Origin of the sequence: uncultured Psychroserpens sp. (genome assembly GCF_947501425.1) — a bacterium.
Lineage (GTDB): Bacteria > Bacteroidota > Bacteroidia > Flavobacteriales > Flavobacteriaceae > Psychroserpens.
The window spans coordinates 247845-262530 of record NZ_CANMVN010000004.1 but is presented as its reverse complement, the minus strand read 5'-3'; the positions used below and the strand labels follow the sequence as shown (position 1 = coordinate 262530).

The window sequence follows — 14686 nt, the reverse complement described above, 5'->3', positions numbered from 1 at the left end:
AAAAAGAGCCGTGAGGCTCTTTTTTTTAGTTTACAGGATATCTCCAATTATGTTTATCTTCAGCTAAATTATGCTGTATGTTTAGCATGTTTTGTTTCAGTTTAGCAGCGTACGAATTTGAACCAAGATCTTGAAGATCATATACTTCATCTCTATATTCAAAAGCCGATATTTCACTAATCACTGCTGCTGTTCCAGCTCCGAAAATTTCTTTGAGTGTTCCATCATTTGAAGCATCAACAATCTCTTGAACTTTAATAGGTCTTACTTCTACTGTAATACCATTATCTCTGGCTAGTTGAATAACACTTTTCCTAGTCACACCATCCAGAATTCTGTCGCTAGTTGGCGCAGTAATTAAAGTGTCATTGATTCTGAAAAACACATTCATTGTTCCAGCTTCTTCTAAGAATGTGTGTGTGTTAGAGTCGGTCCAGATAATTTGTTGAAATCCTTTTTCCTGAGCTAATTTTGTTGGATAGAATTGAGCGGCATAATTTCCAGCTGCTTTTGCATAACCAACACCACCATCTGCAGATCTGCTAAAATGTTCAGCAATGACAACTTTTACTTTTCCTTTATAATAAGGGGATACAGGAGAGCAAATAATCATAAAACGATAGCTTTCTGAAGGAGCTGCAGAAATTACAGGCTCTATTGCTATAGCAAAAGGTCTTATGTATAGAGAATTACCAACTCCAGATTGGATCCATTCTTTATCAAGATTTAAAAGTGTTGTCAAACCTTCAAAAAAGTACTCTTCAGGAAATTCAGGCATCGCTAGTCGCGAACAAGATTTGTTAATTCGTCTGAAGTTTTCATCAGGTCTAAATAAAAATACGTCTCCATGTTCGTCTTTGTAAGCTTTCATACCTTCAAAAACAGCCTGTCCATAATGAAACACACGAGCTGATGGCTCCATTGGCATTGGTCCATAAGGAACTATCTTTGGTTGTTGCCACTCGCCATTAACATAATCACATACAAACATATGATCTGTAAAGGTTGTTCCGAAGGTAAGATTACTAAAATCTACACCCTTTATTTTTGAAGATTCTACTTTTTCAATGAGTAAATTACTGGTATTTATGTTTGACATTTTTGGTTGTATTTAGTCTTGCAAAATTAGTCATTTCTAATGGGTAAAAAAACATAATATTTTCACAAAAATTTTGTAACTTCGTAGACTTAAAACTTAACATAAATCACATTCAAAATGAAACATATTTTTTCAATATTATTAGTTGTTTTTTTACTAGTATCATGTAAAGATGAAGCCAAAAAAACAGAAGAAGTTGCACAAGCTGAAACAGAGCTTCAAGATATTGCTTATGCATCATTTGGTAAAGAAATCACAGCTACTGACGCTCTTGCTGCTGAACAAATGGCAGCTAACTACACTAAAATGTCTGTAGGTGATACTATCAATGCTAAAATGGTCGCTAAGGTTGATGAAGTTTGTCAAGCTAAGGGTTGCTGGATGAAACTTGATTTGGCTAACGGCGAGCAGGTGATGGTAAAATTTAAAGACTATGGTTTTTTTATGCCAAAAGATATTGCAGGAAAAGAGGTGATTATCAATGGTAAAGCCTTTGTTAACGAAGTGCCTGTTGATGAACAACGTCACTATGCAGAAGATGGTGGAGCAACGGCAGAGGAAATTGCTAAAATTACTGAGCCTAAAAAAACATTATCATTTGAAGCAGACGGTGTGCTTCTAAAAGAGGACTAATGAAAGTATACCTAAGCGGCTTATTGCTTATAGTACTTTTAGGTTGTAACACTTCAGAACATACAGAGAAAAAGGTTACCATTACCGATGGTGCTAAATCCTATGAGGTTTATAAACCTTCTGAAATGTCCTCGCTCATGAAAGGCATGTATGCTTACAATGAGCAAATCAAGGCAGAGATTGTAGATGGTAATGAACTATCTAACGAATTTCCTGAGGAGTTCTTAAAGATTCATTCAGCTGAGTTATCTGAGACCAAGTTACGGAATGAAACTTTTCAACATTATTCAGGTAAGTTTATTGATGCTCAGAGACAGGTGTTCATGTCAGATTCTGAACTATCTGTGAAAGATCGATATAATAACGCGATCAATATGTGTTTGTCATGTCACAAAACAGAGTGTACAGGACCAATTCCTAAGATCAAAAAGTTATTGATTAAATAAAACAGCGTGCAACGTAAAATAATTACCACGGCAGATGGCTCAAAAACCATTCAAATAGAAGATTGGAACGAGCAATACCACTCTGTTCATGGTGCCATACAAGAAGCAAGTCATGTATATATCAAGCATGGTTTGCTTTTTTTTATCTCTGAAAATAAGCCTCATGACCCTATATCAATATTAGAAATTGGTTTCGGGACAGGTTTAAATGCACTCCTTACCTTGCTGAAATCAGAAGAGCTGAAGTTACCCATGAGTTATGTTGGAGTTGAAGCTTTTCCTGTGTCTTCGGAAGAATTAAACCAACTCAATTACACATCTGAATTAAATATTGATTCCTTATATTTTCAACAACTTCATCAACCTTCTTGGGAAGAAGTACATCAAATTTCTAATCTGTTTCAACTTACCAAGCAACAGAAATTTTTTAAAGATATTTCTGAAGAAAATGCTTATGATATTATCTATTTTGATGCCTTTGGGGCAAGAGTACAACCAGAATTATGGACAGAGGATATCTTCAGGCTGATGCATAGGGCTTTAAGACAAAATGGAGTACTTACAACCTATGCAGCAATTGGTAGTGTTCGAAGAATATTACAATCTTTAGGGTTCGAAGTTCAACGTCTGGAAGGTCCTCCGGGTAAACGACATATGATCAGAGCGATCAAACGTTAAACCCTTATTAAAATGTCGTAGCTTGGAGTGGTATTTGAGTAAATTTGCAATACTATGCAAAAGATACTTATTACAGGTGCTACAGGATTAATTGGTCAGGAAATTGTCAAAGCTTGTCATGATCATAATTTAGCAGTTCACTATTTAACCACGTCAAAAAATAAGTTGGTTCAATCTGATAATTATAAAGGTTTTTATTGGAATCCAGAACAAAACGAAATTGACGAGAAGTGTTTTGAAGGTGTTGGTGCCATCATAAATCTTGCTGGAGCAACAATATCTAAGCGTTGGACTGAGAGTTACAAGAAAGAAATCATATCCAGTAGAGTAGACACTGCAAAGTTATTGTATGCTACCATAAAGAAGAATAATTTTCCGGTAAAGCAAATCGTATCTGCCAGCGCTATTGGTATCTATCCAAGTTCTGATACTAATTATTACGAAGAAGATGAAACGAAAGTGTCTACATCTTTTCTAGGTCAGGTTGTTGAACAATGGGAAGCTGTAGTTGATGAATTTTCGTCTCTTGGAATTACAGTCGCAAAGATTAGAATAGGTTTGGTGCTTTCTGAAAAAGGAGGTGCTTTACCAGAAATAGCAAAACCTATACGTTTTGGTGCAGGTGCAGCATTTGGTAGTGGAGAGCAATGGCAATCATGGATTCATATTGAAGATTTGGCTCAATTGTTTGTTTTTGCTGTAGCCAATGACTTAGATGGAGTTTACAATGCAGTAGCTCCTAATCCAGTATCAAATGCTGAAGTCACAAAAGCAGTGGCAAAAGTGTTGCACAAGCCATTAATATTACCAAATATTCCAAAACTGGCTATGAAATTGGTGTTAGGTGAAATGCATATTCTCCTTTTTGAAAGTCAGCGTGTTAGTTCAGCCAAAATAGAGGCAGAAGGTTTTGACTTTAAATTTCATCATTTAGAGCCTGCACTTCTTGAGATTTTTAGCTAGAACTCTTTTTAATGCCTACTTTCTAATCTAAAAAACCAAGTAATTATACCTGTTTTTTATTTTCATCAATTCTACGCTAAATTATCAGCTAGTATTAGTTCATTTTTATAGAATTATTAATCAATTAAATCATACATCATGGCAAAGACAAATGTCGCACTTACAATCAATTCTATTAGATCTGAAAATACTGTTAGTGAAATCGTATTAGATGTCAAGGGAGGGACTTTTTTTAATCATATGCAGCCTCCATATCCTCCTAAAAGCAACCAATATTGGATGGTTATATTTGATAGACGTTCACTTAAGGTCGTTGAAAATTTTCAGTTTTCTAACAATAGTGCTGTTCCTAGTCAAATTTCAAAGTATCAAAACGATACAAATTTCTTTTATGTATTAACCACTCAATTGATGTCAACACCTAATTTACCTACAGGCCCATTTTATAAGTGGTTAAGAGCTGAAGGTGCTGGTAAAGAACTTACACGAATTGAACAAGCAGCAGAAACATTAAATTGTGGATCATGGTCTTCAATATCTTATACTTTAGTAGATATTTTTGGACCAAAAGATTCTAGTACGTTTGAATTTTCAGGTTTAGAAACCTCACGACTCATAACCACACTTGAATTGGCTCCAATTGACATAAGCGGAACAACGTATTACTCTCCTATAGAGTTAAGATCCTAATGTTTTAGATGAATAAAAAATTAAAAATTGTAGCTATAGGGCTCTATGTACCAGGTTCAGGTTTTACTAGAGTACTTACGTCTTTATTTGAAAGACTACAATTACAGTATGACATCCATTGGTTAGGTATTGGTTACAAAAAGCCAAGAATCAAAACCAATGGATATACATTATACCCAACTAATCTCGAAGGTGGTGATTTATATGCTGCCTTTCAAATGGAAGCATTGGTTAAAGAACTTAAGGCTGATTTTATTTTTATTCTGAATGATTTTTGGATGTTTAAAAATTATGAGCGCGTCATTAAAACATTAGATCCTAAGCCTATTTCTGTAGCCTATATCCCGTTGGATGGGAAAATAGATAATCCCCATGACGTAGAAGATACATTGTTTTTAGATCATCTGATATGTTACACAGATTATGCATTAGAGCAGACTTTACAAGCCTATTCTAAACTTTCAGAATCAAACATACCAAAATCTCATGTTATTCCTCATGGTACTGATGTTCAGGATTTTTACCCTTTAAACCAAAGACAAATTCCTGATCTATTTTTAGATAGAACCAGTTTAAAATCTGAAATATTTCCTTCCATATCAAATCCTGAGGATAGTTTTATCGTACTTAATGCAAATCGTATTTCTGAACGTAAAGCATTACATTTAACCATAGACGGGTTCGCTCAATTTGCAAAAGATAAGCCTAATGCATATTTGTGTTTTCATATTCCTAACACTCCTGAATTCTTACTAAACAAATTAAGAGCTAAAATTGAAGCATCTGGAGTTTCAGATCAGATCATTTTAAACCCTTTGGGCGATAAGTACGTTTCTAATCCTGTTTTGAATCGACTTTACAATGCTTGTGATGTTGGTGTCAACACTTCAATGGGAGAAGGCTGGGGCATGATTGCTTTTGAACATGGTGCAACAGGTGCTGCTCAAATAGTGCCAGATCATACCGCTTGTCAAGAATTATGGAAAGATTATGGTGAACTTTTAGAGGTCAAAGAGTGGAGAGTATTAGATAATAATCCATTTACCATGGGCGAGATAGATCCACTAGCGCTTCAGAAATCTCTAGAAAAGCTTTACAACGACAAATCCTATTTATTAGAGATGTCCAAAAAAGCACTTCAGCATTCCGCTTCAGATTGTTACAATTGGACCACTATTGCTAGTTCATGGAATAAGGTACTTAAAGAGGCTAAAACACTGGCTAAGACAACCAAATCGGTTTTAATTTAAAGATGTTTAAAACTACCATTTTATCAATCGATTAGAATACTCAATTCTAATTCTCAGGCTGTAAATAAGGAGTTATGCGACCTTAGTTGTTTAGTTATAAAACCCATGTGTGTTTCTAACAGTATTTCAACTTCAATATATTCTAACGAATCCTTATCTTTAGCAAAAATTGTTTGCGTGAATAAAATTCTACACTTTCACAAATTGCCACTTGCTTTTGTTTTGGCTTTTCTAACATTGTCGACTACGCTTTTTGCTCAAACTTTTGAGCAAGCACAAGTCATCTCTGGATTAGGAAGCCTAGAAAACAATAATGGTATAGCTGTAGCCGATTATGATAACGACATGGATCTTGACATTTTTGTGGTAGCATTAGCTCAGGATGTTGAAGGTGATGAGACTACGCATAGTAAGCTTTTCAGAAATAATAATGATGGCTCGTTTACAGATGTGACAGCCGAAGTGGGATTGACCAATTTATTGCCTTTTGATGAGGACTTGGATGATTTTTTCGGACTTAAAGGATTCAAACATGGGGTGTCATGGGGTGATTACAATAATGACGGATTTCCAGATATTTTATTTACACATTCTGAAAAATTACAATTGTTTATCAATCAGGAAGGGATATTTACTGAAGTGTCAGAAGGGGTTGGATTAGAAGCTTCAAGTGAATGTCGACACACAGGTGCTACATGGTTTGATTATAATAATGATGGATTTCTTGATATTTACGTTAACGATTGGGATGCCTGTGAGACCAATTCATTATATCTAAATAATGGAAATGGTACTTTTACTAATGTAACTACAGAAGCTAATGTTCAAGATACTGGAGTGTTGGCAAGTTACACAGCAATTCCTTTTGATATTAATGATGACGGATTTATGGATCTCTACGTCTCTAATGATTTTAATCAACCTAATAGCTTATTTGTCAATCAAAATGGAACATCATTTATTGATGATGCACAAACTTACGGTTTAGACAATATGATTGATGATATGGGAGTTACCATTGGCGATTTTAATCTTGATGGTGCTTTTGACGTATTCATCACAGGTATCGAAATGAATTCTTTACTGGTCAATGATGGGTCAAATAATTTTTCAGATGGAACTTCTGCTAATAATATTTCAGAAACAGGTTGGGCTTGGGGAACACGATTTGCCGATTTTGATCTTGATGGAGACGAAGATCTAATCATTGTTAATGGATATGAGTTTGAAGAACGTTCCGCCGAAAATAATGTGTATTACAAAAATTTAACTGCGGAAGGTTCGTCAGGTTTTGAAGATATCTCTGGAAATGTCAACTTTAATGCACTTACTGTTAGTGTGGAAGCCGTAGACTTTGATTACGATAATGATGGCGATCTTGATATCTATGTAACTAATGCAGATCAACAATCCATATTATATGAAAATAAATTGTTGAATTTTGACGAAGAGAACTCCTTACATTGGGTTAAGGTAATGCTGCAAGGTACCACCTCTAATCGTGATGCTATCGGAACAACCTTGACTCTCACAACAGATTTAGGTACTTACAAAAGACATTATACTGGTGTTGGTTTTTTGTCGCAGAGTTTGCAAGCTGTTCATTTTGGTTTGGGTAATGATACCCAAATTCAGGAGCTTGAAATTAAATGGCCATCAGGCTTAATAGAGACGTATCAAAATTTAGATGCAGACCAAACATTTCTGGCTATCGAAGGAGGAGACATAACCGCTTTAGACCTTCCACCAAGTCAAAAAATATATGGTTGTACCGATCCTTTTTCATGTAATTACAATCCAGATGCAACTCTAGATGATGGGACTTGTTCTTATTTAGATGCCAGTCAAATAACTGGTAATGCATCTTCTGGATTTTTCCGAATAGAAAATTATACCTACCCAATTGCAGAAGGTTCAATGGCTAATTGGACAGTTACTGGAGGAGAGATTATAGAAGGGCAAGGTACAGATATAATTAGTGTAAAATGGGGATTAAATGAGACAGGAAGTTTAAGTGTTAGAGAAAATGACGGCAATTGTTTTAGTGAAGAGCAAAATATTGAAGTAGCGCTTAATGCCGATCAAATTCCAGAAGATGTATCCATTGCAAGATTGTGGAATGAAGTCTTACTTGTAGCCATTAGAAATGATTTTGCCAGACCAACAGTACATGCCAGAAATCTGTTTCATACCAGTGTGGCTATGTATGACATTTGGGCTATTTATGATGATGAAGCTAAACCATACCTAATAGGAAACACCGTAAATAATTTCTCAACAGAGTTGCTTGATTTTATACCCTTAGAAAGTGTTGAAGAATCGAGAAAAAAAGCCATTAGCTATGCAATGTATCGCATACTAACTTACAGATTTCAAAACTCTCCTAATGTAGAAGAATCACAACGCTTGTTTGACCTTATTATGGAGCAACTAGGATATGAAACCACATTTGCAGTCTCAACGTTATATCAATTCGGAAATGCGGCTGCACTGGGAAATTTTGTTGCTGAAACCATTATTAACTACGGAAACGGAGATGGTTCAAGAGAATTAGACTTTTTTAATAACGCCTATTACTTTTCGGTTAATCAACCTTTAGCACCAAACGTGCCTACCCAAGACCTCATGTTCGATCCTAATCGTTGGCAACCTCTAAGTTTAAATACTTTTATTGATCAAAGTGGAAATCTAATCGAAGGATCGGTTGTTGAGTTTTTGAGTCCAGAATGGGGAAATGTATTTCCTTTTGCAATGACTGATGAAGATAAAGTGAGCTACCAACGTGATGGAGAAACCTATAACGTTTACAATGATCCTGGAAGTCCTCCTTATCTCAACCTTGAGTCTGATGATGACTCCAGTGATGCCTATAAATTAGGATTTTCAATGGTTTCAATTTGGGGAGCTCATTTAGATCCTGCAGACGGTGTGCTTTGGGATATTTCGCCTGCAGCTATTGGTAATACTAATATTTCAACGTTTCCAACCAGCTATGAAAATTATCCTGATTTCTACAATGTGATCGAAGGTGGAGATATAGGTCAAGGTCATAGTGTTAATCCAATTACTGGACAGGCATATGAATCTCAAGTTGTGCCGAGAGGGGATTATACGAGAGTTTTAGCAGAATTCTGGGCAGATGGTCCAGATTCGGAAACTCCTCCAGGACATTGGTTTACCATTTTAAATTACGTTAATGAACATCCGCAATTAGAAAAGAAATTTGAAGGAGAAGGTGAGGTGCTAGATGATTTAGAATGGGATGTGAAATCGTATTTTATTTTAGGTGGAGCTATGCATGATTCGGCTATTTCAGCTTGGAGTGTCAAAGGGTGGTATGATTATGTCAGACCAATTTCTGCAATAAGGAATATGGCTGTTTTAGGTCAGAGTACAGACCAAACACTCGATAATTATAACATTGCAGGTATTCCTCTTGTGGATGGATATGTTGAAGTTGTAGGACCTACAGATCCACTGAGAGGAGATGAAAATCAAAATGTTGGAAAAATTAAACTGTATACATGGAAAGGTCCAGATTATATTGATGATGAGTCAACTGATGTTGCTGGTGTTGGATGGATTCTGGCAGAAAATTGGTGGCCATATCAACGACCAACATTTGTAACACCTCCTTTTGCAGGTTATGTGTCTGGGCATTCTACTTATTCTAGAGCAGCTTCAGAAGTACTCACTAAAATTACTGGCAGTCCTTTTTTTCCTGGAGGTCTTGGAGAGTTTATTGCCAAACAAAATGACTTTTTAGTATTTGAACAAGGACCTTCAGTTGATATAAAATTGCAATGGGCAACCTACAGAGATGCATCAGATCAAACAAGTTTGTCAAGAATTTGGGGTGGAATTCATCCGCCTGCCGATGATATTCCTGGTCGCTTGATAGGAGAGAAAGTAGGTAACGAAGCTTTTGATTTTGCGGTTCCTTATTTTAGCGGAAACGTTATTATTGAAGAAAATTCTGAGCAAATTGTATATCCAAATCCTGTTTTGAATAACGAAATTTTTGTTACCAACTCATCGATTGACGATGTCATTACTATTTTTGACATCAGAGGCCGTCAGGTGAATATTTTGAAAAAGCAGTTCAATGAATTTGGTGGTGTTACACGAATAGTTGTTCCAGAGGGAACAGCAACAGGTTTGTATTTTTTAAACATTAATGAGGAATCAAAACTGATTGCTATTAAGCGTTAAACGTCTTCTATGCAACACATGCTTCAAGATTATATTCCGCAAAACGCTATTCCGAAGGTTGTTGACCTTTTAGATCATGACAACTTAACTGTCAAAGTAAAGTCAGAACGTAAAACCAGACATGGTGATTACAAACGTTTGCCAGATGGAAGGCATCAAATTACTGTGAATTCTAATCTTAACTCGTATCGGTTCTTAATTACACTCATACATGAGATTGCTCATTTTGAAACTTATAAAGCTTATGGAAAGCTTATCAAACCTCATGGAATTGAATGGAAACATACGTTTCAACGTTTGATGTTACCGTTTTTGAATCCAGATATATTTCCGTCTGAATTACTACCATTATTAGCACAGCATTTTAAGAATCCGAAAGCATCCAGCGACACAGATCTACAACTCGCCTACGCTTTAAAGCAATTCGACGCACCAAACGACAAAACATTTATATTTGAAGTACCTTTGCATCATAAGTTCAAGATATATAATGGGCGAATTTTCAGAAAGGGCTCTAAACGCCGTACACGTTATGAATGTGTTGAAGTATCGTCAGGTAAAATTTATCTTTTTAATGCAAATGCTGAGGTTGATCTTATCGAAAAAGATGAGTTCATTTAGCGATTTAAATGAAATAGGATTACATGCAAAATAAAAATTATTATGCCATCTTAATGGCAGGAGGAGTTGGTTCAAGGTTTTGGCCAGTTAGTACTGAGGAGTTTCCAAAACAGTTCCACGATATGTTAGGAACTGGTGATACGTTGATCCAGAAGACATTTCATAGGCTATCTCAACTAATTCCAAAAGAAAATATATTCATTTTAACCAATGAGCGTTACAATGATCTGGTGTTTGAGCAACTTCCGGAAGTAACAAAACGTCAAGTAGTTTTAGAACCTGCTATGCGAAATACAGCGCCTTGTATTTTGTATGCATCACTAAAGATTCAGAAGGAAAATAAGGATGCTGTGATGATTGTGGCTCCGAGTGATCATTGGATAGAAGATGAAAATGCTTTTACCCAAAATGTACAGGATGCTTTCAACTTTTGTACAGAACATGATGCCTTAATGACATTAGGTATTCAGCCAACATTTCCTAATACAGGATATGGTTATATTGAGTTTGATAACGCTTCGATGGAGTCTATAAAAAGTGTAGAACAATTTAGAGAAAAACCAGATTATGAGACTGCTAAAGGGTTTTTGGCTCAAGGTAATTTCCTATGGAACGCAGGAATCTTTATGTGGAGTGTTAATAGTGTTATTGAAGCTTTTAAAAATAATCAACCTGAATTGTATGATCTTTTTTATCAAGGATGTGAGATCTATAATACCGATTTTGAAGATGATTTTGTAAGAGATAATTATGGTAAAGCTGAAAATATATCAGTGGATTATGCTATTATGGAGCGTTCAAAAAATGTATATGTTTTACCTGCTACTTTTGACTGGAATGATCTGGGAACATGGGGAAGTTTATACGATAAACTGGATAAGGACAATAATGGAAATGCAGTTGTGAATGCCCAAACGCTGACAGAAGATGCTTCGGGTAATATGATACGAACCAAAAACAATAAAGTTGTAGTGGTTGATGGTATAGAAGATTACATTATTGTTGATAAAGACGAAGTTTTACTTATCTTTCCGAAGACAAAAGAGCAAGATATTAAAAAAGTACTCCAAAAGGTTAAGGACAAATTTGGGGAACATTATGGATAATTATGAGTGAAGAAAATAAATTTAATTTCTCTGAAGAGGAAGCTCAGATAAACAAAGAAAAGGCTGTTGAGCAATCTAAGGAAGCTGTTAGAAAAGATGCACAAGGCTTATGGCAAAGTACTAAACAGTTTTTAAACGAATTACTCGATTTTAGAGATGACACTGATCGTGACGCTACTGTTCAAGCAATCAAAAATGATATTCCTTTTAAAGGTGCTACTGCATGGATTTTGGTGTGTTCTATTTTTGTAGCATCGGTTGGATTAAATGCAAACTCTACTGCTGTTGTTATTGGAGCCATGTTAATTTCTCCTCTAATGGGACCAATATTAGGTGTTGGTTTATCCATTGCAATAAATGATATTGATACCCTAAGACGTTCGTTAATCAACTTGGCAATTATGATTGTTTTAAGTTTATTAACTGCTTTTCTCTTTTTTAGATTTTTTCCTTTAAGTGAAGATACCTCAGAACTTCTGGGTCGCGTGAAACCAGATATCAGAGATGTATTGATTGCCTTTTTTGGTGGTTTAGCATTAATAATAGCCCGAACTAAAAAAGGAACAATTGCTTCTGTGATTTTTGGTGTTGCCATAGCAACTGCCTTAATGCCTCCTTTATGTACAGCTGGATATGGTTTAGCTAAAGCCAACTGGGTGTATTTTGGGCAAGCCATGTATTTGTTTACAATCAACACGATTTTCATAGCATTAGCCACATTTTTAGTGTTAAAAATATTGCGTTTTCCTATGCTGAAATATGCCAATTCAGCAAAGCGTAAACGTATAGCTAGATTGGCATCATTAGTAGCAATCATTGTTATGATTCCTGCAAGTTTTACGTTTGTGGATGTCTTGAGAGAGAGTCGATTTGAGATTGATGCTAAAGCTTATTTAGAAAACGAATTAAAGGCCTTACCTAATTCAGGATACATAAAGAAAAACGCATCTATTAATTATGATCCTTTAGGGAACTCATTTATTGAATTGATTCCGTTTGGAAATGATGAAATATCCGATGAAACAAAACGCTTATTGGAATCTCGTTTTAGTGATTATTCCGCTTTAAAAAATGCTAAACTCTATATCAATCAGGTGAAGAACCGAGCAATCAATAATTTAGAGTATATGGAAGAGTTACGTACCAGAGACTCTATTGATCTCCTATCCCAAAGTCAGAAAATCACATTTCTTGAGGATCGTGTAGCAAGATTATTACGTTTAGAGCGTGATCAAATTCCTTTTGAAGATTTGGTTAGAGAAGCAAAAATTAATTATGAAAATTTGAAGTCTGTATCGTATTCAAAGCGTATTACTTCAGACTTTTCTAAACTTGATACACTTTCTATATTTTCATTTCAATGGGTAGATTCTCTTACAACGCAAGAACAAAAAGACAAGGATCTTGGAAAGTTAAGAACTTGGTTTAAGGATAAATTGAAATTAGACACATTAGTTGTAGAGTAGTTTAGTCTCTTTCCTCTAAGTACATTTTACGTACTTTTTTGAATAATTCTGAAGAATACACAAAATCAGTAACAATTTTGTTGTCGGTTTTAAAGATGGTTTCTTTTGATCCTTCCCATGCTTTGAGTCCGTCTTTTAAAAACACAATTTTTTCACCAATTTCCATTACAGAATTCATATCGTGTGAGTTGATCACAGTTGTGATGTTGTACTCATCTGTGATTTCTTGAATAAGATTATCAATCACAATAGCAGTTTTAGGGTCTAATCCAGAGTTAGGTTCATCACAAAACAAATATTTTGGATTGTTTACAATGGCTCTTGCTATAGCCACACGCTTTTGCATACCACCAGACGCCTCACTAGGCATTTTATGATGCGCATCAGGAAGGTTAACCCGTTTCAGTACAAAATCGGCACGATCCTCCATCTCACTTTTACTTTGCTTTGTAAACATTTTCAATGGAAACATGACATTTTCTTGAATGGTCATAGAATCAAAGAGTGCACTTCCCTGAAACACCATTCCCATTTCTGCTCTTAGATTTCGCCTTTGATCGTCGGTAAGTTCAGAATATATATTTCCGTCATAGGAAATTGATCCCTCTTCCGGAGAAAATAAACCCAATAAACATTTAAGAAATACAGTTTTACCAGAACCACTCTGTCCAATAACCAAGCTTGTTTTTCCATTTTCAAAAACAGTAGAGATACCTTTTAGAATGTGAGCATCTTTAAACGACTTATGTAAGTTTTTTACTTCTATCATTAGCTTAGTAATAATTGAGTTAGAATATAGTTGAGAAGTATAATCACCACACTGGTCCAAACAAAAGATGTTGTACTGGCTTTTCCAACTTCTAATGCGCCACCTTTCATATAGTAGCCATAAAATGATGGAATGGTTGCCAATACAAATGCAAAAACAAATGTTTTAATAAAAGCATAGATAATATGAAAAGGAATAAAATCGGTTTGCACACCAGTAACATAATCTTCCAGTGTTCCAAATCCACCATATACAGCAGCAATCATTCCACCTAATATTCCTAAGAACATGGCAATTGAAATTACAAATGGATATAACATCAATGAAATGAATTTTGGAAATACCAGGTAGTTTAGTGAGTTAATTCCCATTACCTCAAGCGCATCAATTTGCTCAGTTACTCTCATTGTTCCTATGCTTGATGTAATAAAAGATCCTACTTTTCCTGCCATGATTATTGAAATGAACGTAGGAGCAAACTCTAAAATAACCGATTGTCTTGTAGCAAAACCAACAAGATATTTAGGAATTAGTGGATTGCTGATATTCAAAGCAGTTTGGATAGTAACAACACCTCCGACAAAAAATGAAATAAATGCTACAATACCTAAAGAGCCAATGATAAGATCATCAATGTCTTTTAGGATTAGCGTTCGCATAACCGACCATTTTGTGGGTTTGCGAAACATTTCGGCAATCATTAAAAAATAAGCGCCAATATTATGGAGGTATTGCATAGTCAAATTTGTTATG

13 protein-coding genes are annotated in these 14686 nt (G+C 35.3%); 10 read left to right on the top strand and 3 right to left on the bottom strand.

The window, feature by feature from the left end; genetic code table 11:
* Window positions 1–25: 25 nt before the first annotated feature.
* Window positions 26–1099 carry a branched-chain amino acid aminotransferase gene (locus Q0951_RS08015; protein ID WP_299336052.1) on the bottom strand — a complete coding sequence of 358 codons (1074 nt, stop codon included), beginning with the start codon at window positions 1097–1099 and terminating at the stop codon, window positions 26–28.
* Between the two features lie 117 nt (window positions 1100–1216).
* Here Q0951_RS08015 and Q0951_RS08010 point away from each other — a divergent pair, with 117 nt between their 5' ends.
* The 10 genes from Q0951_RS08010 (at window position 1217) to Q0951_RS07965 (ending at window position 13164) form a co-directional block, all read left to right on the top strand.
* Window positions 1217–1732, top strand: a complete 516-nt coding sequence (locus tag Q0951_RS08010; RefSeq protein WP_299336051.1) for a DUF4920 domain-containing protein — start codon at window positions 1217–1219, stop codon at window positions 1730–1732.
* A complete protein-coding gene (locus tag Q0951_RS08005; RefSeq protein ID WP_299336050.1) occupies window positions 1732–2178 on the top strand; it encodes a hypothetical protein in 447 nt (148 codons plus the stop codon). Before Q0951_RS08010 ends, Q0951_RS08005 begins: the two co-directional genes overlap by 1 nt.
* A gap of 6 nt (window positions 2179–2184) precedes the next feature.
* Window positions 2185–2856, top strand: coding sequence for a tRNA (5-methylaminomethyl-2-thiouridine)(34)-methyltransferase MnmD (gene mnmD / locus Q0951_RS08000; RefSeq protein WP_299336049.1), 672 nt, complete (start codon window positions 2185–2187; stop codon window positions 2854–2856).
* 54 nt (window positions 2857–2910) lie between these two features.
* Window positions 2911–3819 (top strand): TIGR01777 family oxidoreductase, encoded by a 909-nt coding sequence (locus Q0951_RS07995; RefSeq protein ID WP_299336048.1) that lies wholly within the window; start codon window positions 2911–2913, stop codon window positions 3817–3819.
* Window positions 3820–3957: 138 nt separating this feature from the next.
* Window positions 3958–4509, top strand: a complete 552-nt coding sequence (locus Q0951_RS07990) for a hypothetical protein (protein ID WP_299336047.1) — start codon at window positions 3958–3960, stop codon at window positions 4507–4509.
* A gap of 8 nt (window positions 4510–4517) precedes the next feature.
* Window positions 4518–5759, top strand: coding sequence for a glycosyltransferase (locus Q0951_RS07985; RefSeq protein WP_299336046.1), 1242 nt, complete (start codon window positions 4518–4520; stop codon window positions 5757–5759).
* A gap of 177 nt (window positions 5760–5936) precedes the next feature.
* A complete protein-coding gene (locus Q0951_RS07980) occupies window positions 5937–9971 on the top strand; it encodes an FG-GAP-like repeat-containing protein (protein WP_299336045.1) in 4035 nt (1344 codons plus the stop codon).
* Between the two features lie 9 nt (window positions 9972–9980).
* Complete coding sequence (locus Q0951_RS07975; RefSeq protein WP_299336044.1) at window positions 9981–10592, top strand: SprT-like domain-containing protein; 612 nt, start codon at window positions 9981–9983, stop codon at window positions 10590–10592.
* A gap of 23 nt (window positions 10593–10615) precedes the next feature.
* The gene (locus Q0951_RS07970; protein WP_299336043.1) at window positions 10616–11698 is read left to right on the top strand and encodes a mannose-1-phosphate guanylyltransferase; all 1083 of its coding nucleotides are present in this window, start codon (window positions 10616–10618) and stop codon (window positions 11696–11698) included.
* A gap of 2 nt (window positions 11699–11700) precedes the next feature.
* Window positions 11701–13164: a DUF389 domain-containing protein gene (locus tag Q0951_RS07965; RefSeq protein WP_299336042.1), complete on the top strand. Its 1464-nt coding sequence runs from the start codon at window positions 11701–11703 to the stop codon at window positions 13162–13164.
* 1 nt (window position 13165) lies between these two features.
* Here the strand turns inward: Q0951_RS07965 and Q0951_RS07960 are convergent, their stop codons facing one another.
* Together Q0951_RS07960 and Q0951_RS07955 are read right to left on the bottom strand one after the other, a co-directional pair.
* Window positions 13166–13933 carry an ABC transporter ATP-binding protein gene (locus tag Q0951_RS07960; RefSeq protein WP_299336041.1) on the bottom strand — a complete coding sequence of 256 codons (768 nt, stop codon included), beginning with the start codon at window positions 13931–13933 and terminating at the stop codon, window positions 13166–13168.
* The gene (locus Q0951_RS07955) at window positions 13933–14670 is read right to left on the bottom strand and encodes an ABC transporter permease (protein WP_299336040.1); all 738 of its coding nucleotides are present in this window, start codon (window positions 14668–14670) and stop codon (window positions 13933–13935) included. The genes Q0951_RS07960 and Q0951_RS07955 overlap by 1 nt, the downstream gene beginning before the upstream one ends.
* Window positions 14671–14686: the final 16 nt, after the last annotated feature.